This is a genomic window from Bartonella sp. TT119HLJHH, from assembly GCF_042193385.1.
In the GTDB taxonomy this organism is placed as follows: Bacteria; Pseudomonadota; Alphaproteobacteria; order Rhizobiales; family Rhizobiaceae; genus Bartonella.
This window is the reverse complement of sequence record NZ_JBHILS010000004.1, coordinates 1-21,181: the sequence shown is the minus strand read 5'-3', so window position 1 is coordinate 21,181 and position 21,181 is coordinate 1. Positions and strand designations below refer to the sequence as shown.

Annotated in this window: 18 protein-coding genes and 1 pseudogene; 11 read left to right on the top strand and 8 right to left on the bottom strand. The window is 37.9% G+C overall.

The features are described from left to right. Positions 1-362: 362 nt before the first annotated feature. From ACFIJL_RS03265 to ACFIJL_RS03235, 7 genes and pseudogenes are all read right to left on the bottom strand, one after another. Complete coding sequence (locus ACFIJL_RS03265) at positions 363-2,351, bottom strand: MacB family efflux pump subunit (RefSeq protein WP_375622508.1); 1,989 nt, start codon at positions 2,349-2,351, stop codon at positions 363-365. Positions 2,352-2,354: 3 nt separating this feature from the next. After that, a complete protein-coding gene (locus ACFIJL_RS03260) occupies positions 2,355-3,581 on the bottom strand; it encodes an efflux RND transporter periplasmic adaptor subunit (RefSeq protein ID WP_375622506.1) in 1,227 nt (408 codons plus the stop codon). Further along, on the bottom strand, positions 3,578-5,059 hold the full coding sequence (locus ACFIJL_RS03255) for an efflux transporter outer membrane subunit (RefSeq protein ID WP_375622504.1): 1,482 nt from the start codon (positions 5,057-5,059) through the stop codon (positions 3,578-3,580). Before ACFIJL_RS03255 ends, ACFIJL_RS03260 begins: the two co-directional genes overlap by 4 nt. A gap of 61 nt (positions 5,060-5,120) precedes the next feature. After that, positions 5,121-5,936: an exodeoxyribonuclease III gene (locus ACFIJL_RS03250; RefSeq protein ID WP_375622502.1), complete on the bottom strand. Its 816-nt coding sequence runs from the start codon at positions 5,934-5,936 to the stop codon at positions 5,121-5,123. Positions 5,937-5,969: 33 nt separating this feature from the next. Beyond that, entirely contained in the window at positions 5,970-6,578 is a 609-nt protein-coding gene (locus ACFIJL_RS03245) for an outer membrane lipoprotein carrier protein LolA (RefSeq protein ID WP_375622500.1), read from the bottom strand. Positions 6,579-6,735: 157 nt separating this feature from the next. Next, positions 6,736-6,963, bottom strand: a pseudogene (locus tag ACFIJL_RS03240) (DNA translocase FtsK); the annotation flags it as partial. A gap of 707 nt (positions 6,964-7,670) precedes the next feature. Continuing rightward, positions 7,671-10,118 (bottom strand): DNA translocase FtsK 4TM domain-containing protein, encoded by a 2,448-nt coding sequence (locus ACFIJL_RS03235; RefSeq protein WP_375622498.1) that lies wholly within the window; start codon positions 10,116-10,118, stop codon positions 7,671-7,673. Positions 10,119-10,867: 749 nt separating this feature from the next. Here ACFIJL_RS03235 and ACFIJL_RS03230 point away from each other — a divergent pair. Further along, positions 10,868-12,145, top strand: coding sequence for a ubiquinone biosynthesis hydroxylase (locus ACFIJL_RS03230; RefSeq protein WP_375622496.1), 1,278 nt, complete (start codon positions 10,868-10,870; stop codon positions 12,143-12,145). Positions 12,146-13,710: 1,565 nt separating this feature from the next. Here the strand turns inward: ACFIJL_RS03230 and ACFIJL_RS03225 are convergent. Further along, positions 13,711-13,998 (bottom strand): H-NS family nucleoid-associated regulatory protein, encoded by a 288-nt coding sequence (locus ACFIJL_RS03225; protein ID WP_015857007.1) that lies wholly within the window; start codon positions 13,996-13,998, stop codon positions 13,711-13,713. 128 nt (positions 13,999-14,126) lie between these two features. Between ACFIJL_RS03225 and ACFIJL_RS03220 the strand changes: the two genes are divergently transcribed. The 10 genes from ACFIJL_RS03220 to ACFIJL_RS03175 form a co-directional block, all read left to right on the top strand. Beyond that, entirely contained in the window at positions 14,127-14,741 is a 615-nt protein-coding gene (locus ACFIJL_RS03220) for a hypothetical protein (protein WP_375622494.1), read from the top strand. Next, positions 14,741-15,364: a TrwN protein gene (locus ACFIJL_RS03215; protein ID WP_375622492.1), complete on the top strand. Its 624-nt coding sequence runs from the start codon at positions 14,741-14,743 to the stop codon at positions 15,362-15,364. The genes ACFIJL_RS03220 and ACFIJL_RS03215 overlap by 1 nt, the downstream gene beginning before the upstream one ends. 124 nt (positions 15,365-15,488) lie before the next feature. After that, complete coding sequence (gene korA / locus ACFIJL_RS03210; protein ID WP_015857010.1) at positions 15,489-15,788, top strand: KorA family transcriptional regulator; 300 nt, start codon at positions 15,489-15,491, stop codon at positions 15,786-15,788. Next, positions 15,751-16,071: a VirB2 family type IV secretion system major pilin TrwL gene (trwL, locus tag ACFIJL_RS03205; protein WP_375622489.1), complete on the top strand. Its 321-nt coding sequence runs from the start codon at positions 15,751-15,753 to the stop codon at positions 16,069-16,071. Before korA ends, trwL (ACFIJL_RS03205) begins: the two co-directional genes overlap by 38 nt. Positions 16,072-16,149: 78 nt before the next feature. Then, positions 16,150-16,467 (top strand): VirB2 family type IV secretion system major pilin TrwL, encoded by a 318-nt coding sequence (gene trwL, locus ACFIJL_RS03200; RefSeq protein ID WP_375622487.1) that lies wholly within the window; start codon positions 16,150-16,152, stop codon positions 16,465-16,467. A 236-nt stretch (positions 16,468-16,703) separates the two neighbouring features. Then, positions 16,704-17,012: a conjugal transfer protein gene (locus ACFIJL_RS03195; protein WP_375622485.1), complete on the top strand. Its 309-nt coding sequence runs from the start codon at positions 16,704-16,706 to the stop codon at positions 17,010-17,012. Between the two features lie 12 nt (positions 17,013-17,024). Next, positions 17,025-17,333 carry a type IV secretion system protein VirB3 gene (locus ACFIJL_RS03190; RefSeq protein WP_175869113.1) on the top strand — a complete coding sequence of 103 codons (309 nt, stop codon included), beginning with the start codon at positions 17,025-17,027 and terminating at the stop codon, positions 17,331-17,333. Between the two features lie 2 nt (positions 17,334-17,335). Further along, positions 17,336-19,807, top strand: a complete 2,472-nt coding sequence (locus ACFIJL_RS03185) for a VirB4 family type IV secretion/conjugal transfer ATPase (protein WP_375622483.1) — start codon at positions 17,336-17,338, stop codon at positions 19,805-19,807. Next, positions 19,804-20,571, top strand: coding sequence for a type IV secretion system protein (locus ACFIJL_RS03180; RefSeq protein WP_375622481.1), 768 nt, complete (start codon positions 19,804-19,806; stop codon positions 20,569-20,571). Before ACFIJL_RS03185 ends, ACFIJL_RS03180 begins: the two co-directional genes overlap by 4 nt. Positions 20,572-20,762: 191 nt before the next feature. Continuing rightward, positions 20,763-21,181: type IV secretion system protein (locus ACFIJL_RS03175; protein WP_375622479.1), on the top strand; the 419-nt coding region annotated here is incomplete at its 3' end.

Here is a 21,181-nt window from a genome sequence, read left to right as displayed (position 1 = left end):
ATCTCAAAAGACGAGAATTTTTAACAAAATTCAGTCTGCAAGCAATCTCATTTTAACAGGTTCTATTTAATTTCTCCTTAATAGGATTTACTTCCACAAGACTCGAACAGAAAGATTTAAAATATTCATCATGCATTCTCAAAACATTTAATGCCTCAAGAAGGCTTATATGCCTACCATATCTCACATGATGTGGTGCGCTATAAAACGCTCACCTCTAGTGGTACGCTCCACTTAACAAACAAAACGTTTTCTAAAATAGAGCAGCCAATAATGCTAAACTTTTCTCATCCATGTTTCGCTTATAAACGCTTCATCCAAGTGGAAAGCATCACGAACAAACATGACCCAATTGATAACGTCTAATCGCGTGAAAGAGCGACAACAGGGTCAAGCCGTGAAGCTTGCCGAGCTGGAGAAAAGCCAAAACATATCCCAATGAGGGTTGAAAAAGTAAGAGACATAATGATCGATTCAAGTGTATAAACCAAATGGATAGGTGCCTTAAACAGAAGAAATAAGCCACCGATAGAAAGCCCAAGCAAGATCCCCAAACCACCACCAATCACACAAACCAAAATCGCTTCAATAAGAAATTGCTGTAAAATATCACTTTGCCGTGCACCCACTGCCATACGCACGCCGATTTCATTGATCCGCTCAGAAACAGTGACCAACATAATATTCATCACCCCAATCCCCCCCACAATCAGGGAAATAGCTGCAATTGAAGAAATTAAAAGTGTTAAAATATTTGTACTCTCCATAACACGTTCACGGAAAAATTCAGAATTTCTAATAAAAAAATCCTCCCCGCCATGCCGCATAATGAGGAAACGTTTTACCATGGTCTCCGCTAAATGTGAATCAATATCATCAGCAATCCTAACAATAATTGCACGAACTTCTGTTGTGCCAAGAAAACGTGTCTGCACTGTTGTATAGGGCAAATAAAGCTGTAAGGTATTTGATATATCTCCACTTGCATTATTTTGCGAATCAACAACACCAATAATACGCGCAGGAACATTCCCCACATGTACCACCTTTCCAAGGGGGCTTTCATGGCTATGGGGGAAAAGAACAGACAATGCTTCTTTCTCGATCACGAGATCAACCGCCCGATCACGTACACTTTTTTGATCAAAAAACTGTCCTTTGAAAACTTTGAGCCCCTGTGTCTGAAAAAATTGTTCTCCCACCCCCGCAATGACGGCATTGACTTCAACTGCACCAAAACGCACTTTCGAGCTTGCTGAAATCTGTGGTGTTACACCAGAAACATAAGGTAATCCAGACAAGGCTTCTGCATCAGCTTCAACCAAACTGGTTATTTTTTCTGCTTGTGGATCAGAAAAACTTTTCCCAGGAAAGATTGTCAAGGTATTAGAGCCCAAACTTTTAAAATTTTCCAGAATTTTCTCTCGTGTACCATTCCCTAAAGCTACCATAGCAATAATCGCCCCAATACCGATAATCACTCCAAGCATTGTTAGAAAAGTCCGCATGCGATGTGCATTCATTGCCAACAGAGCCATCACAAACGCCTCACGGAATCGCTCAACAAAAGAACGAAAAAAGCCCAGTTTTTGTTGGCCTTTTAGATTTTGTTGTTCCTGAAGAGATTTTTTACCAACTTTTGTTTTTGCAACCCTTGACCGCTTATCGGCAATAATTTCCCCATCACTGATTTCGATAATACGCTCTGCTCTTTCAGCCACCTGCATATCATGGGTTACAATGATAATAGTACGCCCTTCTTGATGAAGTTCATCCAAAATATGCAATACTTCTTGCCCACTCTTTTTGTCCAATGCACCAGTTGGTTCATCTGCAAGAATGACCTCCGCATTATTCATGAGCGCCCGAGCAATAGAAACACGTTGTTGCTGACCACCGGAAAGCTGATTTGGACGATGATTTATCCGATCACCCATGCCCAAACGCGTTAAAAGATCCTGTGCACGCTTTTTTCTTGCTTCCACGGCACATCCCGCATAAATAGCCGGAATTTCAACATTACCAAGAGCTGTTAATTCATTCAACAAATGGTAGCGCTGAAAAATAAAGCCAAAATGATTACGTCGCAAAGCGGACAACTCATCCGCAGAAAGAGAAGCTGTTTCTTTACCAGAGATCCAATAACGGCCAGAAGTTGGACGATCAAGACAGCCTAAAATATTCATCAAAGTAGATTTACCTGAACCGGAAGAACCTACAATTGCCACCATTTCACCACGTTTAATGGTAAGATTAATGTTGTGCAAAACGGTAACAAACGTTTCTCCCGCAGGAAATTTTCGCACAATATTTTCCAAGACGAAGACAGCATCTTCTTGATTTGTGTTCATACTTTAACTCTCGTCTTCGCTATGCATGTTAGAAGACTCTGGCATCACTCCATCAGATGAATTGGTGATGACGACATCACCCTCGTTAAGTCCTGAAATAATCTCTGCCATAACCTTATTATTCAACCCAACGCTCACCTGTTTAGTAACCACTTTATTTTCCCCCACCAAAACAGAAACCCATGCTTTACGCTCTCTTGTCTCATCGCGTAAAGCATCACTTGGAACCAACAAGACATTCTGCGCGCGCCCTAAGATAATATGAACTTGAGCAGTCATATAGGTTCGCAAAAAATTGTCCGCATTATCAACATGTAAAATTCCATTGTAATAGATAGCCGATGATATTAAAGCACTAGAACCACCCACCATACCAGGATTAATACTCACATCAGCACGAATTTCTTCAGGAGCCGGCTCTACTTTTTCTAAAACGCCTTCATAACGACGCTGTGAATTACCTAAAACTGTAAAATAAAGTGGTTGTCCAGCTCGGACTTTAAGAACATCAGCTTCTGAGATTTGCGCCTTGATCGTCATCTTTGATAAATCACCCAAAATAACAATTGTTGGCGCCGACTGAACCGCATTCACATTCTGCCCTTCTTCCACAACTGTTGCCAAAACTGTTCCCGCTAAAGGGGCAGTGATGCGTGTATAACCTAAATTAACCTCTGCACTCTCCACATCAATTTGTGCTTGCACAATCTGCTGACGAAGTTGTTCAATTTGCGCCTCACGTATTTTCACCTGTGTCGCAACTTCATCGAAATTCGCCCGTGAAACCGCACGTGTTTCGATCATTTTTTTCTGACGTTCTAAATTTTTCTGAGCAAGAGAAAAATAGGCTTCTTGTTCTACCAAACTCGCATAATAATGTGATAATGCTGCTTTTTTTCTTTTTAAATCATTTTCCTGATCTGTAGGATCAATTTCTGCCAAGAGATCGCCTTCTTTCACCACACTCCCAGGGGAAACACGCATTGACACCACACGCCCTGTTGCACGCGCACCAACAGCCACCAACCGGTAAGGACGTACAAGACCTGAAGCTAAAACACTTTCCTCAATATCCCCACGCTTCACCACCGCTGTTATATAAGTTGGAGTAGATGTTCCAAAAAAAACAGAACGTAACCATAACAACGAGAAAATGAGAAATATAACAGTTAAAAAGAAGGAAAGTTTTTTGTGTTTTGTAATGAAATTTTTGAGTAAGTTTTTTTTCATTTCCCTACCTTTGCACGCGAACGAGGTGCATTATCAACAACTTCTGGACGCGATACATCAACAACGCCATCCCAGCCTCCCCCCAATGCTTTCATCAACGTGATATATTGCGTAACCAAAGAAACACGGCTATCTTTAAGCGCCATTTGTGCAGAATAATAAGAGCGATCAGCATTTAACAATTCAAGAAAACTAGTATTTCCATTCTCAAAAAGACTCCGTGAAAGTTTTAAGGAATGAAGAGAAGCTTTATTCGCAACGATTAGCTTTTCTAAGCGTTGATGTTCCTTCGTTAATCTTACAAGCGCATTTTCTACATCTTCTAAAGCCTCCAACACAGCAGCTCGATAAGTAATAAAAGCTTGATCACGCTGCGCGCGCGCTACCGCAATAGAAGCCTCGACCTGACCTCCATTAAAAAGAGGAAAACGAAGACCAGGTCCAAAAGACCAGCCAATCGTTGAATTTTTCCATAATTGATCAATTGCCGTTGCTGCTGTCGAAATATTACCTGTTAAAGTAAGTGATGGATAACGATCTGCTTCACGTTGACCAATCCGTGCTGTCGCTTGCGCATATTGACGCTCTGCCCGTCGTAAATCCGGACGTGTTAACAAAATATCGGCTGGAATTCCTGCTGGTATCGGCCAGTGTGGTTGTGGAATCTTTGCATGCTTAGCATTTTTTTGTAAAAGATCTTTCAATGCCGTAGGCACACGACCAGTTAAGACAGAAAGGCGATGAACGCTCATTGCTAAATTTGCTTCCATCTGTGATATATCTGCTTCTGTATTTGCCATTTGTGCTTGCGCATTTGAAACATCAAGCTCTGAAACATCACCAGCTTTTAATCTAGTGCGCATCAGTTCATAAGTTTTACGTTGTGATACAGCAATTTGCCGCACAATCAACAACTTTTGTTGCCAACCACGCATTTGCACATAATTTGTTGCCACATCTCCAAGTAATGTCACCATGGTAGCGCGCATATCTTCCACAGCCGCATCAAGGCCATAACGCGCTGCTTCAACCGCACGTTTATGCCCACCAAAAAAATCCAGCTCCCAGCTTGCATCAAAACCACTACTATACTGGTTTAACAATGCATCAGACTGTCCAGAACGACTACGGGTTCCTGAAATTGAATTGGATACATTTGGTAAAAGAGTTCCCACAACCTGCCCTAACCCCGCACGCGCCTCACGTACCCGAGCTTTGGCAACAGCGACATTATTATTTCCAGAAATCGCGTAATCCATTAATGCATCTAGAACAGGATCATTCAAACGCCGCCACCAACCGGCAAGCGCAACCGGCTGCCCTGCAGTCTGTGCAGATTTTTCTCCCCAAACTGCTGGAACACGAAAAGATGTTTTCTGGTAATTAGGACCAACCATACATCCTGACAAAAGCAAACACAACAAGACACTAGAAAATAATCCACGAGAAGCGCCCCATTTAAGATTTCTGATATACATCCAGTCTTCCGCATTCTTTCAGAATCATTATTTAATATTAATACTTTATTTACCTCTTATTTCAAACTTGACGTGAAAAATCAAATACAGTTTGCACAGGAATATGATCTGAAGGACGGTCCCATCCGCGCGCATCACGAAAAATAGAAAGATCTACAACAAAAGGGGCTAAATCTTGAGAAGACCAAACATGATCAAGCCGCCGCCCATAATCGGTAAATGCCCAATCGCGAGCACGATAACTCCACCATGTGTAAAGCTTGGTAGGAACAGGAATATGCAACCGCATCAGATCAACCCATCCACCTTGACAACACAAATCCTGTAAACGCTCGGTTTCAATGGGAGTATGGCTTACAACCTTCAACAATTGCTGATGAGACCAAACATCCTCTGCCAAAGGAGCAATATTTAAATCTCCCACCAAAAGAGAAGAAAGACCATCGCCTTGATCCGCACGAATGGAGGACATTTCTTCTAAAAAATCAAGCTTATGACGAAATTTTTCATTCACATCAGCATCAGGGATATCTCCCCCAGCAGGAACATAAAAATTATGAATCCGCAAACTTCTCCCATGGGCTTCCACAATAACTGAGATATAACGGCAATCTTGGTTTTGACAAAAAAAACGTTTTTCTACCTTTTTAAAAGGCAAACGAGAAACAATAGCCACCCCGTTATAAGATTTTTGTCCACTCAATGCGATATGCTTATAACCCGCTGCTTCAAAAGCCTCCACTGGAAATAAAGCATCTGGACATTTTGTTTCCTGTAGACACAAAATATCTGCGGAAAAGAGTTCCAAATACTGAAAAACTTGTGCAAGACGCAAACGAATAGAATTAATATTCCAAGTCGCAATACGAAAGAACATTTGTTTTAATCCAAATAACGTAACACTCTTTCTTCATTTTTTCGAAGGAAGCGTGAACATCCCATTAGCGAACCGGACGTCTGTCCGAACATTCATAACCTGCACAGTAGTTTCCAAATTTTGTTGGTCAACAATTGTCCACTGCCGCAAAGCAGAGCCTTTAGAATCAAAAACCATCCTTATTTGCCCTGCCCCAATCGTTTTATCACGCAGAACAATCGTTACAGCCCCTGGATCTTCACGAAATGCCAACAAGCGCCCAGAAGATACATCAATTTTATCATCCAACAAAAACTTCATTGGCGTTTGCGAAAGTTGTGAAAAGTTCCAAGTATTCAAAGCCCGATTGTTAATACCCACAAATTGGCCATCTGCAATAATTTGTAAAGGTATTTTTTTGTAAATGAAACGAATTTTCCCTGGGCGCTCTAAATAAAATGTCCCCTGAGACATTTTTCCCTTTGGACTAAACTGAATAAAATCACCTGTCATTGTTTTGATTGCCGCAAAGTGATTCACAACATTTTGCGCCTTTATCACTTTATTAGATGCTTGCGAAAAAACAGGAAAAGTAAAACACCAAAAGATAATAATTCCCACCAACCCAAAGACTCTTCTTTGCAGTAAAAAAGACGTTTTCATAAAAAATGCTCCCAAGCAATACTTAATTGACTTTATAATTCATAACTTAAGTAATCAACGATGAATAAATACCTTTCTTTATAAGATAAAGATATTGTTTGAAAAAACTATCAAAAGATTTTTAAGAGTATTCTTCTTCGACAGTCTCCAAAACTTTTCACTTACCCATATCATTTGCTGGACTAATGATGCCTTCTTCTTCCATCCTTTCAATCAATGTTGCGGCACGGTTATAACCAATGCCTAAACGACATTGAATATAAGAAGTTGAAGCCTTACGATCACGAAGCACAATAGCAACAGCTTGACAATAGAGATCATCTGCTAAAGAAAAAGCTAAAGAAACATCCCTCTTTATTTCTTGCGGTATCGTTTCCAAATAATCAGTCTGCGTTTAAGTTTCCGAAAGCATCCAAATTTCCTGCTTTTCTAAACGCATAATATATTCTTTTCCACCCCTAATCTATGAAGCAACATAAATTATAGTCAAGACATAATGGATTAAGGACTAAACATATTACTCGCAAACCTGAAAGCTCTTTTAAGTATCAAAAATACTTTTTTGACTTCCTTCTCACCCAAAAGAATAAAAATTTTCACCAGAACCGCTCTGTAAACAGTTTGGAGTTTAGCAAATTTCACTTAACTTCCCACCCAATATAATTCATTTATATTAAGAATCGACAGATCAGCCTTGCCCTAAATATTGAGAGCGCACTTAAAAAGACACTTAAATACAAAACCTTACATGCTTTTACCCCCCTCTACACTCGCAATGACATTATTTTATACCAAGATATTGATTTATAATAATTTATCTTTTTAACTTAAATCATAACGCCAAATACAATAAGATTCTCTCATCACATACTCTCTCATATTGAATCAATTCAAATCATTTGCTTGCACGTTAGAAGCAAGGTTGGTGTATGGATAAAAGTTATATAAGATAAAGAATCCCTTACAAGAAGTCTCAAGTACCAAAGAGCTATCGCAAATTGAGAGCTGGTATATGAAAATGCAGACTTTCTACGATACAATAGGATAAACACTTGTTTTACAAGGTATTATAAAAAACAACTATCAAGATTTTCAAAAGCGTTCTTCTTCAGCCGGCACTAAAATTTCTCGTTTCCCTGCGTGATTTGCTGGACTAATGATACCTTCTTCTTCCATCCTCTCAATCAATGTCGCAGCACGGTTATAACCAATGCCTAAACGGCGTTGAATATAAGAGGTCGAGGCCTTACGATCACGAAGCACAATAGCAACAGCTTGACTATAGGGATCATCTTCTGAAGGAGAAGATAAAGAAACATCAGCACCATCCTCTTCAACTTCTTGCGTAATTGTTTCTAAATAATCAGGTCGTGCTTGCGCTTTGAGATGCGCAACAACCTGCTCCACTTCATCATCCGCAACAAAAGGCCCATGCACACGCTGAATACGTCCTCCTCCCATCATAAAGAGCATATCTCCTTGTCCCAATAATTGCTCGGCCCCCTGTTCGCCTAAAATTGTTCGACTATCGATTTTTGAACTCACAGAAAAAGAAATACGTGTAGGAAAATTGGCTTTAATCGTCCCAGTAATAACATCGACGGAAGGACGCTGTGTCGCCATAATTACATGGATACCGGCAGCACGTGCCATTTGTGCTAAACGTTGAACCGCACCTTCAATATCTTTACCAGCAACCATCATCAAATCAGCCATTTCATCAATAATAACAACAATATATGGCATAGGACTAAAATCAAGTGTTTCCGTTTCATAAAGAGGCTCACCAGTCTCATGATCAAATCCAACTTGAATTGTCCGCACCATTGTCTCTCCCTGACTTGCAGCTTCCCTAAGACGTGCATTAAACCCATCAATATTACGAACGCCTAGTTTTGACATTTTACTATAGCGCTCTTCCATTTCACGAACAGCCCACTTTAAAGCAATCACGGCTTTTTTAGGATCTGTCACCACGGGTGTTAGTAAATGGGGAATGCCATCATAAACCGAAAGCTCAAGCATTTTCGGGTCCACCATAATGAGACGACATTGTTCAGGTGTCATACGATAAAGCAATGATAAAATCATTGTATTGATAGCAACAGACTTTCCCGATCCTGTTGTACCAGCAACCAAAAGATGGGGCATTTTTGCTAAATCTGCAACAACAGCTTCCCCCCCGATTGTCTTACCCAAAGCAAGTCCTAGCTTGGCTTTGCTGTCAATAAATTCTTGCGCCTGCAACATTTCTCGTAAATAAACCATCTCACGATTTGCATTAGGCAATTCTATTCCAATAACATTACGTCCTGGAACCACCGCAACACGCGCTGAAATAGCACGCATCGAGCGTGCAATATCATCTGCCAAACCAATGATACGGGAAGACTTAATGCCTGCAGCCGGTTCAAATTCATACAAAGTTACTACCGGTCCAGGACAAGCATCTATAATTTTTCCTTTGACCCCAAAATCTAACAAAACCCCTTCAAGTTCCTGAGAATTTGCTCTTAAAACAGCAGGAGAAAGTTTTGCATCCCTAACAGACGGTGGTGGAACCGAAAGATAATCTACAAGAGGAAGAACAAAACCACCCTTTGAAGAAGCTGTTAAAGACTTTCGATTTTTACTAGGAGAAACATAGGTTTTATTTTGATTTTGATTTTCCTTATACTTTACTTTTTCACCCAAAAAAGTTGGCTCAATCCGATCAAATGGCTTTCCTTGCCCTTTACTCTGAAAACGCCTTTTGAAACTGAATAAACGAAAAAAACGCGCTTGTAAAAAATAAAAAAGATGCAAAAGAGCGCCACAAGTTGTCGCAAAAAAACCATGATTTTTACGATCCTCCTCTGCGGCATATTCCGTATCTTCTTCCAACTCAAAGACTGGATTAATGATTTCGTCTTTTGGAATGCTTTTTTCTTTTCTTTTCTTTGTTCGACGCCGCCATATCACATTGCCAGCAAAAGCAGCGGTGAAAAAACCTAAAAGAATAAAAACAACACTGAAAAACACCGTGTAAGGAGGAGAAAGAAAAAGAGGAAAGACTGAAGAAACAACACTTAAAACTTTATCTCCTAAAACCCCTCCCAATCCCATTGGCAATGGCCAATAAGTAAAAGAAGCAACAGGAGACATAAGGGCAAAAGCAATTAAAAACCAAATCGTTGATAGCACCCATAAAAAAAAGCGCAAAGTCAAATTGTAGATATTCTTTTGCGCCAACAAGAGAAAAGACCAAAATAACGGTGGCAACAAAACAGAAAGACTTGCCAAGCCAAAAAACTGCATAATAAAATCTGAAAAAACTGCCCCCATCCACCCCATAAGGTTTGTAACCTCATTTGTACTTGCATGGGTTAAAGATGGGTCCGCAACATTCCACGTCGCCAAAGCAAACACACAAAAAATAATAAAGCCCAAAAGCCCGAGCCCAATAAATACCCCTATCTGACGTAAAAACATCTCAATAAGACGCGAACCTTGAGAATTTCGCACTTCTAATGAATCATAAGGAGAAGAACTTCGGTGCATCTATCAATTCCAAATACAAAACTTTCATATTTTAAAGAGTTATAACTCCCTCTCTCTCTTAAAAAAGGATAAGGCTTAAACTCTGTGCCGATTTGTAAACAAATAGCCTGTAAACAATCCGACTTCTTATCTAGCGCGTTCTACCTTCTAACCACTTCATATCATTCATATACCATCACCCTAAGAAAAAATCCTTCATAAGGCGCACAAAAAGCTCTCCCTGAATATTTATCACACGATCAACCAAAAAATACCTCATGTATTAAAATGTCACATGGGTCCTATAGGCACCTTCCTAAACAGATGATGTTTTTTTATGCTACATCATGATAACAGCAAAATATGAATACTGTTTTAACCATCACGAATGACCACAATTTTTTATCTATTTTTATCTACCATACTAACGAAATGTCCCCCTTCAGGACAGGTATACTGAAGTAACTCACACAACTTAAAAAATACACGACATCTTTGTTTATTTTTAGTTTTCTTTTTTATCAACCAAGTGTAAAAAGAATTGAAGATGATATTCAAAAAAAAGCTTATCCGATAAATCTGTAAAATGAATCACATAAATGATTAAGCAGAAAAACTCTGAAAAATTAATCTACCATAAGATTGGCACTAAAAAGGAACCTCATTTTTATAAAAAGAGAGAGAGAAAAGTAAAAGTTAAGTTATTTTAGGCAATGTAAAAAGATATTCTTTTTAAAAGAAAGCAAACTGTAAACAATGGAAGAAGTATTGTGTGTTCTAATCGCAATAAAGACGTACAACCCAATAAAAAAATTAAATCTCATAAAACTAAACAATGTGATCTGCTCATTGCCGGAGGGGCAGCTGTCGGTTTAACCTTAGCGATAGCACTCAAGCAAACAGCCCCTAATCTGAAAATAAAAATCGTTGATGCTGCTCCACAAGGAGATCCCCCTGCTTCTAACATACGAACCATTGCCCTTGCTGCTGCTTCTATTCGTATGTTAAAACAATTACAATGTTGGGAACCTATAAAACCCTATGCGCAACCCATTCATTCAATGATCATCACAGATACAAACACAAGTGATCCTGTCAAACCCACTCTTTTAACCTTTGAAGGCGACATTAACCCGGGTGAACCCTTTGCTGCTATGGTAGAGCATAGAGAACTCATCAACACTTTAAAAAAACGTGTCAAAGATCTCAATATCCCTGTTATTGCAAACACGCGTGTCATTGATTTTCATCAAGAAGACCAACATACAACCGTCACTTTAAATAATGAAGAGGTTTGGCAAACAAAATTGCTGATTGCAGCTGACGGAGCCCATTCGAAATTACGCCAAAAAGCAGGTCTTAAAAACTTTTCTCATCCCTATAAACAAACAGCAATCATCTGCACAGTTGAACATGAAAAACCCCATAATGGTCAAGCAATTCAACATTTTTTACCTGCTGGTCCTTTTGCTCTTCTCCCTCTCAAAGGCAACCGATCCGCTATTGTGTGGAATGAAGATCATAGAACTGCGCAATATTATCTCAAAGCTGATGCACTTATTTTTGAAACAGAACTCGAAAGACGCATTGGCCATCGATTAGGTAAACTCTCTTGGGATGGCGAACGTCAAGCTTTTCCTTTGAGCCTTTCTTTAACACGTCAATGCATTAAACCACGTTTTGCTCTTGTTGGCGATGCCGCCCATACCATCCACCCCATTGCAGGACAAGGACTCAATTTAGGATTACGCGATAGCGCTGCGCTGGCTGAAGTGATTATTGAAACAGCACGACTAGGTCTTGATATTGGCTCCCTCATAGCTTTAGAGCGCTATCAAAGCTGGAGACGTTTTGAAATTGTCCGTATGGCTTTAAGCAATGATTGGCTTAATAAACTCTTTTCTAATGATAACCTTCTTTTAAGGATGCTCCGCGATACCGGCCTTGGAATCATTAATCAAGCACCAAAAATAAAAAAATACTTCATTCAAGAAGCTGCCGGACTCACTCCAAATGCCCCACGTCTTCTACACGGCTTCCCACTTTAAACAAAAATTCATACTATTTTATAACCTTTGCCTCCCTCCTTCAAAGAACAAAAAATTCCTATCTCATCTAATCTGTTTGCAAACCGGATTCCTGTCGAGTAATTTTCTCTTGCCTTCCTCCCCTCACATTTCACTCCACATAAGACTCGACAAGCAAGCTACATTTTAAGAATACTCACCATACACTGAAAAAAACATTTAATGTCTCAAAGAGGTTGCCTTATATCACCACACCTTTAAAGGAGCCATTTCACAGCATAATAAAATAAACAAGACATTTTAGCACACAACACTTTTCTTTATAAATAATAAATTCCTTGTTCTCATACTGAGTGAGAAATCCAAAGATCATAAAATACCCTTATTTCAAATCTCTCTCATATTGAAGTAATCAAAATCGTTCGCTTGCACATCACAAGTGAGAGTGTCGTATAAATAAAAACAATTAAACAAAGCAATAAAAAGTCTCCCCCTCTCGAGAACTAAGGACTTTAGCAATATTGGAGGCGAGTAAAGTGTGTAATGGCACAGGCTCACTTTTTATTGAAGCAAAAATGGTGGTGTACAATGGACTTTATATGCTCATAGAGACTTTTACGTTATACTATTCACGAGAAGCGCCATAAAATAAGCTTAGTTGCATTGAAAAATTTTTCTTTTAAAAAAGCGCGTAAATTGGAAACACAAATGCATTCCGTTTGGGGCATTCTGTTTCTCAGACAAACCCTTTAATTTATTGTGGAATACCACACAATTTTAGAAAAAATATTCCGATATATAACAAAGTGTTCCGCACTCTATACCATCACACACAATTGTAAACCTGCATACCCCCCCTATTTCACACCATAAAAGAAGATAAACCGCAATAGAAATGATCCAATCCTTTTATTTTCAAATACACTCTTTATTCATTATTCATAAACGCTCATATAATGAATTTTAATCACAAACGCTCAGAAATATGTCATAAATTTAAAACCCATGACAGCCATAGAAATTTTCCATTTTTCTACACACTCACTCATCCCAATGAACGATAAATAAAGCAAATGCCTCATATATAATCTTACAGAAAAAAGACCAAATAAAATCTATAACATCAGGCTTGTTCTACAGAACAGTATTTCAAAAATATAAGTATGCTAATTTATTAACATATTAATTGATAAAATTATCATTTTACATATTGAGTTAAAATCCCTATGCAATAAATTATTCTCATTTCGACCATTTTTGTAAATAATCAATAAAACTCTTTATTTACATAGACTAAAAAGAGCAACGTTAATGAAACGATAAAAAGAAGTAAAATACCCCCCTCTCTCACATGCCAAAAGCAATTACAATATTCCAATCTGGCATCATCATTATGCTTACAGATTATAATAATAAGACCTTTTGCATTTAAATAAATTTGTTCACGCTCCCTATTGTTGTATTTGGTAACTCAATACTTTAATATATTTGTTCAGTATGTTTATACAATCAAATTACCCAAAAGAGCATACTTCTTGCATTTACATTCCTTAGTATTCCCTTATCTTGTAAATATCGCACACGTGTTACGTTACTTCGAGTTCATCAAGTGTATACCCATTCTCCAACCACTCTTTAATCCACTTAGGTCTACGTCCACGCCCATTCCATAATTCCCATTGGTTATTGGGATTTCTATAATGGCGCTCTTTGCTCACAAGATCAGCGATATCAATTCCATGGGCATTAGCAATTTCAAGAATTTTTCGTCGCGCATTTTGCTTTTCCTTTGCTTGCCGTTTTTTTAATTCCACATCGATTTGTGTACGCATCTCTTGTAGCTCATCAAAATTCATATTTTTGAGATCATTCACCTTAATTACTCCCCTTGCAAAAAAGAATTTCTTTTTGCCATATTTTAAACACAATTATAGACAATTTTTGCCCATTTATTATCGAAATTAAAATTACGATACATATATCACTTTGACGGAGATGTGCTTTGAGCCACAAAGAACTGTTTATTGGTATATCAATTACCACCACTGCATCTTTTTTCAGTTCAATTGCAGGAACTACTAAATGCAGTGCTCAAACACCATCACACCTCTCTGACTCTCATGAATCAGTAGTCAAAAGTAAATATAAATCGTCACTCTATAAGTTATGGCAATACGCAACAAAGAACAAGCCCTCTCTGTATAATGATAGTGTAGTTCATTATGACAATAAAATCTCCCCTCATACACAACGGCTTTTTACTTCGTATAAATTTTTTTTGAAAAGATTTTTGCAACGAGAGAATTATATAAAACAAGCAGCTTCAACACAGTATCAAAGATTATTATTTTTAAAAAGCAGCGTCTTTTTTCGTGATTCCAATAATATTGGTTGGCGTAATGTGCTCTATTTTATTCCACACTTTTATCGTGTTGGTTGGATATTCGCATATATTAGAAATATTCTTAAAAGAGAACAAAGCAATAATCACAAGGAATATTCTAAGCTAAACAATCTCATTCTGCAAATTTATAAAATCAAAAGACAACGAGAAAAAGCACCACAAAGCATTAGCATTTGTATCAATAAAATTCTTCATAATAAGGTGTATTGCTAATGATTGTTCCAGATTTTACATTTTTTGCTGCTGCATACATATCCAATACGCCCCCCATAACATTTTCAGTTACTGCCGAACAAGAAGCGCGGGACAATGTTTATGTAACAGATGATAAAGATAACTTCTTCTATCAATCATCTCAGCTTAAGGAAACAATTGCAACAGCTGAACAGAGTGAACATAATTTTAACATAATTTTAGGGCAAATCGATGTTGGAAATGTGAAATTGTTTTCTCTTTTTGATGCATTTGATTTTTGCAGAAATCTTACAGCTGTACAAAGTGCTTTAACTTACTGCTATGAACAAACAACATCAAAGTGCATCTTTGAAAAAGCGACTTTGCAGTCTGTGCTGAATTTTTACAATACAGAAAACTCAAACCACACCCGTATGCAAAAAGTTACTTCATATATTGGAGTAAATGCTGCTGTACGAGGAAATGAAGACTTGCAGGAGCCTGTAAAGCTTAAAAAAGAAGAACCAGAACAGACAACTAAAGTAGATTCTCTCCCTCTCTCTTCAAAAGGAGAGGAAGATGCATTTGCACATAAAGAAAGTAGCGCCCGCGATGCTTTTTCAGCTGAAGATTTTTCTTCATCGAGAAGATCGCTAGAGTGACGACTGATATTTTCACGAAACCCCAGAATTTTGATAGGATATTATAATGAAAGGTAGATAAGAAAATGTTAAAGCTCTAATTAGTAAGATTGAACAAAATCTCTTCTAATTGAGGGCAAAGATAATGAAAATGATAGAACAAAACAGCGTTGATATAGCATTTAGTCAAAAAGCAGCACGTGAAATTACAGTCGTGATGCTTTCAGAAAGGGAATGGTATTTCACGTTTATTTCCGACGATCCAATCACCGGAAAGCCAAATAAATATACGTTACTTACACAAAGAGGAAAACTAAGAACTTGGGCTGATCCAAAATATCTTTTTAAGTTTCTTCATGAACGAGGGGTCATTTGTGGGAGTTTTAATCTTAATCAGGATAAAGAACATGAAACAATTAAATATTCTTCACACAACAGCTCGTAATAAAACTGCTGCATTTTCTGCAGCTTTAACCGTATTTTTTATATCCAGTTCTGCTCATGCACAAGCCCAAGCAACAACTTTAACAAAAGCATCAGACGCTCTAACAGCTTTACAGAAAGACTTAAACGTGATTATCCCTATCGCTGCTGCTGTTATACTGTTGTGCTTAGCAATTGGTTATGCAGGACGCTACATCGGAAAAGATACATTTGTGAGGTGGGCAATCGGTGTTGTCATCGCAGGTTCTGCAACCCAACTTGTTTCAATGTTATTTAAAGCATAATGGCGTTAATTATAAATTATAAAATACAATATGTTTATTTATATGAAAATATTATCTAGATTTCAATAAGAGTGAAATATGCAAAAATTAATTAATCTCAAATCGAAAAGTAACAACAAAATCATCGCAATTTCTGCTGCTATAACTGCGTTATTCATGGATAGTTCTGCTTATGCCGCCAGCGCGAGCATTTTAACAAATGCAGAGAGCGCTTTAGGAGATTTACAAAGCGATATTCAAAAAATTATACCTATTGCTGCTGCTATTATACTGTTGTGCTTAGCAATTGGTTATGCAGGACGCTATATCGGAAAAGACACATTTGTACGGTGGGCAATCGGCGTTGTCATCGCAGGTTCTGCAGCCCAACTTGTTTCAATGTTATTTAAACCATAATAGCATTAATTGTAAATAATACGACACAATACGTTTATACGATAGATAGTCAGTATTATTGTTGTGCCCTCTACAACAAAACTTACTACAATACTATTGAAAGGTAATTCATGAATCAGTATAATACGTAATGTTTTTAACATCCATCGATTATAGGTGTGTGCCAGTAATAATGTAGTCATACTGAAAAAAGGAATATTATTTAGAGCAATTTTAATTAAAAGGGGATAAAAGATATGAAGCAATTAAACACACTTCAGGTAAAAATATGTAAAATTAGTGCTATTGTTATCACTTCAGTTATGTTATTAATAACTCAATCTGCATACGCTCAGACGGAAACAAAGAGTTTAGATGTTTTCATAGGGATGCAATATGGATTAAGTATAATTATTCCTATCGTTGCTGTTATCCTTCTTTTATTACTTTTGCTTATTTATATATTTCGCATCATCGCAAGAGCTACATTTATGCGATGGGCATTCAGTATCATTATTGCTGGTGCAGCTTTCTATATTAGCCACATATTATTTCACCTCCAGTGATGAGAACATTCCATGAAATCGCAAGAAAAAAAAGAATTCCCCCTATTCAAGGGAGCAACACGTGTTCCAACGATATGGGGTGTCCCCATGATGCCATTTATCGTTATGGTTATGGGGGTCGCTGTTATTGCTATGACAGTAAGTATCTTTTTGTGGATTATGGCACCTCCATTATGGTTCATTATGGTGCAAATTACTAAAAACGATGACAAGGCGTTTCGTATCTGGTGGTTATGGATCGATACTAAGTTTCGCAATCGCAACAAAGGTTTTTGGGGCGCATCAAGTTATAGTCCCTCTGATTATAGTAAAAGGAGATAAACATGACAGCTGTTGAAAGCAGCAAACGCCTTGCATCAGAGACACCTGTAAGCCTGTTTCTGCCTTATTCACATCATATTACAGATACGATTATTTCTACTAAAAATGCGGAATATTTGTCAATTTGGAAAATTGACGGGCGTTCGCATCAAAGCGCTTCAGAAGAAGATATTTTTCAATGGATAAAAGAGCTTAACAATACTCTACGGGGTCTTGCGTCGGCCAATTTATCATTTTGGACGCATATTGTGCGCCGCCGTGTTTATGAATATCCTGATTCAACATTTGATCAAATGTTTTGCTATCAACTTGATGAAAAATATCGGCAAAGTTTTACTGGTTATAATTTGATGGTCAATGATTTATATCTGACTGTCATTTTTCAACCGATAGCGGATAAAATTATGTCGTTCTTTTCTAAACATGAACGTGAAACGCTTGATCAAAAAAAGATGCGACAAGACACATGTATAAAAGAACTCAATGACATCAATCGTACTTTAGGCCAGTCTTTAAACCGTTACGGTGCAGAACTTCTTGGTGCTTATGAAAAAAATGGGCATGTTTATTCTTCTGCACTTGAGTTCCTTGGAATGCTTGTCAATGGTGAATATCACCCCATGCCAATTTGCCATGACCGTTTTGCTGACTACATGTCTATCAATCGACCTTTTTTCTCAAAATGGGGTGCTCTTGGTGAACTGCGAACAACCAGTGGAATGCGTCGATTTGGAATGCTGGAAGTTAAAGAATATGATGCAACAACCAAACCAGGACAATTAAATGTTTTGTTGGAAAGTGACTTCGAGTTCGTATTGACGCAGAGCTTTTCGGTGCTCTCCCGACATGCTGCTAAAGACTATTTACAACGGCATCAGCGTAATCTTATTGATGCAAGAGATGTGGCAACGAGCCAAATTGAACAAATTGACGAAGCACTAAACCAGCTTATCAGTGGGCATTTTGTCATGGGAGAACATCACTGCACATTGACTATCTATGGTGATACAATTCAACAAGTTCGCGACCATATGGCCAAAGCGAGTGCAGCATTATTAGACGTTGCGTTACTACCCAAACCTGTAGACTTGGCGATAGAGGCTGGCTATTGGGCACAACTTCCTGGCAATTGGAAATGGAGACCACGTCCTGCTCCAATTACATCATTGAACTTTTTATCATTTTCATCTTTTCATAATTTCATGTCAGGAAAACCCACTGGCAACCCATGGGGACCAGCTGTCACAATTCTTAAAACAACCAGTAAAACACCACTTTATTTCAATTTTCATGCCTCCAAACTTGAAGAGGACTCGACAGATAAACGTTTACTTGGTAATACCGCACTTATCGGACAATCTGGTTCCGGTAAAACCGTGTTACTCGGATTTTTGTTAGCACAAGCACAAAAATTTAAGCCGACAACTGTTGTTTTTGATAAAGATCGTGGCATGGAAATTGCCATTCGAGCGATGGGTGGAAAATATTTAACATTCAAGCCAGGCAGGAAAAGTGGTTTCAATCCTTTCCAACTCCCACCTACACAAGAAAATCTGATTTTTCTGAAACAATTTGTTAAAAAATTGGCAGAAGCTGGTGGTGAGGTTACGCATCACGACGAGGAAGAAATTAATAAAGCTGTTATGTCTGTTATGAGCAGTAACATTGACCAATCACTTCGTCGTTTGTCCTTTCTGATACAATTTTTACCAAATCCACGTTTAAGTGACTATAATGCTCATCCATCTGTTCATGCTCGCTTACTAAAATGGTGTGAAGGTGGTGATTATGGATGGTTATTTGATAATCCCCATGATGCTCTTGATCTCTCAACACATCAAATTTACGGCTTTGATATCACGGAATTTTTAGATAATGTTGAAACTCGCACTCCAGTGATGATGTATTTGCTTTACCGCACAGAAGGCATGATTAGCGGACAGCGATTTATGTATATCTTTGATGAGTTTTGGAAACCTTTGCAAGATCCGTACTTTGAAGATTTAGCGAAAAATAAACAAAAGACGATCCGTAAACAAAATGGTATTTTTGTTTATGCAACACAAGAGCCTAGTGATGCCTTGGAAAGTAATATTGCCAAAACACTCATTCAACAGTGTGCGACTTACATTTTTCTAGCCAACCCCAAAGCAAACTATGAAGATTATACAAAAGGCTTTAAACTAACAGATACCGAATTTGAACTCGTTAAAGGACTTGGTGAGTTTAGTCGCCAATTCCTCATTAAGCAGGGTGATCAATCTGCGTTAGCAGAACTAAATCTTGGTAAATTTCATCTAACACGTAATGGAAAGACCATCGAACACGACTTTAGTGATGAGCTCTTGGTGTTATCAGGTACACCTGATAATGCAGAGTTAGCCGAAAGCATTATCGCGGAAGTTGGTGATGATCCAGCAATATGGTTACCAATTTTCTTACAGCACGCAAAAAATGACAGGAGGGAAACATGAAAAAAAAGGTCATTTCAATAGTAGTTGTAATAACTTTAGGGATTCCAAACCCAGCAATGGCTTGGGTTTGGGGCGCTGGAGCGGCAGATTTGGGAGCATCAATTCCAACGACATGGCCCAATTTTTTTGGAGGTTCATCTTCAAATACATCAAAGACTAAAAAAACTCCACAACAAAAGAAAGCTCTATCTGATGCCCAATTTCTCGATACACTAAAAAAACAACTTGAGGAAACAAAAAAGATACGCGAATCTATAACGGGAAGCCAAAAATTCGATACTAAAAACCTTAAAAGTACACAAACAGATCACAGCAGTTTTTTTCTCAAAAATCCAGAGAATCTCTACAATAGAAATAAAACTTCTGCTCTATCTACATCACTTGAAAATATTTTAAAAGAAGAAGAAATTCCTATCTCTGTCCATGAATCTAGCAGTTTTATCAACAAGCGTAGCCAATATGCAGCCGTCACTGATAAAGCCGTAAGTTTAAAGACTTTCGAAGAAGCAAACAATCGTTTTCAGCAAATTGAAGAACTATTAAACGAAATCAAGACAACAAAAGATCTAAAAAGTATTGCTGAGTTACAAGCATATATAATTGGAATGCTCGCTAAGCTACAAAATGAAACAGCAAAACTACAAATGGTCGCACATTTACGCAACGCTGAACATGCACTTATCAAACAGCAGAAGGACAAACATAACATAAAAATTTTAAATAGTAAAAACACGAAAATGCCTACCATAAGATTTATTAGATAAAGCTTTTTGTAACAATATTTCGTTGTATTATTTTTCTTGTATGCTCGTAAAAAGCAAAAGTTAATGCATAATATTCAGTTATCTCTCATAAACTGAAAAGGTCTACGAAATTTAATTCCATCCTAAAAAAATCAACGAAAAATGCTTAAAAATCATATAAAAAGTTGAAAATTCGTTAAAGAGGAATTGCCATGGACTTTACAGTGTTCACGCAACTTTTCACTAAAATTGATCAGATAACAAAAACATATGTCACGGATCTTTCCTCAAAAACAATAGCTACAATTACACCCTTTGTTTCAATCGGTCTCACAATCGCTTTCATCATCTATGGTTGGCTCATCATTCGGGGCGCTATAGATATGCCTCTCTCCGGATTTGTAAATCGTTTCCTAAGGATAAGTATTATTACTTCAATAGCTCTTACCACAGGACTTTATCAAAATGACATTGCAACTTTGATAACACAAATGCCCTATGAGTTATCAAAAGCACTCATAACAAATCCACTCGATGATAAACAATTAATGGACTTACTGGACACAACAGCAACCAAAGGATTTCAATATGCAGGCCGTCTTTTCGAAGAAACCGTCTTCTTCGAAGCCAA

Excerpts from the sequence above, each read along its gene's own strand:
- ACFIJL_RS03180 (WP_375622481.1), top strand. The coding sequence starts at position 19,804 with ATGAAAAAAAAGGTCATTTCAATAGTAGTTGTAATAACTTTAGGGATT.
- korA (WP_015857010.1), top strand. The coding sequence starts at position 15,489 with ATGAAAATGATAGAACAAAACAGCGTTGATATAGCATTTAGTCAAAAA.
- ACFIJL_RS03195 (WP_375622485.1), top strand. The coding sequence starts at position 16,704 with ATGAAGCAATTAAACACACTTCAGGTAAAAATATGTAAAATTAGTGCT.
- ACFIJL_RS03245 (WP_375622500.1), bottom strand. The coding sequence starts at position 6,578 with ATGAAAACGTCTTTTTTACTGCAAAGAAGAGTCTTTGGGTTGGTGGGA.
- ACFIJL_RS03235 (WP_375622498.1), bottom strand. The coding sequence starts at position 10,118 with ATGCACCGAAGTTCTTCTCCTTATGATTCATTAGAAGTGCGAAATTCT.
- ACFIJL_RS03260 (WP_375622506.1), bottom strand. The coding sequence starts at position 3,581 with ATGAAAAAAAACTTACTCAAAAATTTCATTACAAAACACAAAAAACTT.
- trwL (WP_375622487.1), top strand. The coding sequence starts at position 16,150 with ATGCAAAAATTAATTAATCTCAAATCGAAAAGTAACAACAAAATCATC.
- ACFIJL_RS03250 (WP_375622502.1), bottom strand. The coding sequence starts at position 5,936 with ATGTTCTTTCGTATTGCGACTTGGAATATTAATTCTATTCGTTTGCGT.
- ACFIJL_RS03255 (WP_375622504.1), bottom strand. The coding sequence starts at position 5,059 with ATGTATATCAGAAATCTTAAATGGGGCGCTTCTCGTGGATTATTTTCT.
- trwL (WP_375622489.1), top strand. The coding sequence starts at position 15,751 with ATGAAACAATTAAATATTCTTCACACAACAGCTCGTAATAAAACTGCT.
- ACFIJL_RS03185 (WP_375622483.1), top strand. The coding sequence starts at position 17,336 with ATGACAGCTGTTGAAAGCAGCAAACGCCTTGCATCAGAGACACCTGTA.
- ACFIJL_RS03265 (WP_375622508.1), bottom strand. The coding sequence starts at position 2,351 with ATGAACACAAATCAAGAAGATGCTGTCTTCGTCTTGGAAAATATTGTG.
- ACFIJL_RS03190 (WP_175869113.1), top strand. The coding sequence starts at position 17,025 with ATGAAATCGCAAGAAAAAAAAGAATTCCCCCTATTCAAGGGAGCAACA.
- ACFIJL_RS03215 (WP_375622492.1), top strand. The coding sequence starts at position 14,741 with ATGATTGTTCCAGATTTTACATTTTTTGCTGCTGCATACATATCCAAT.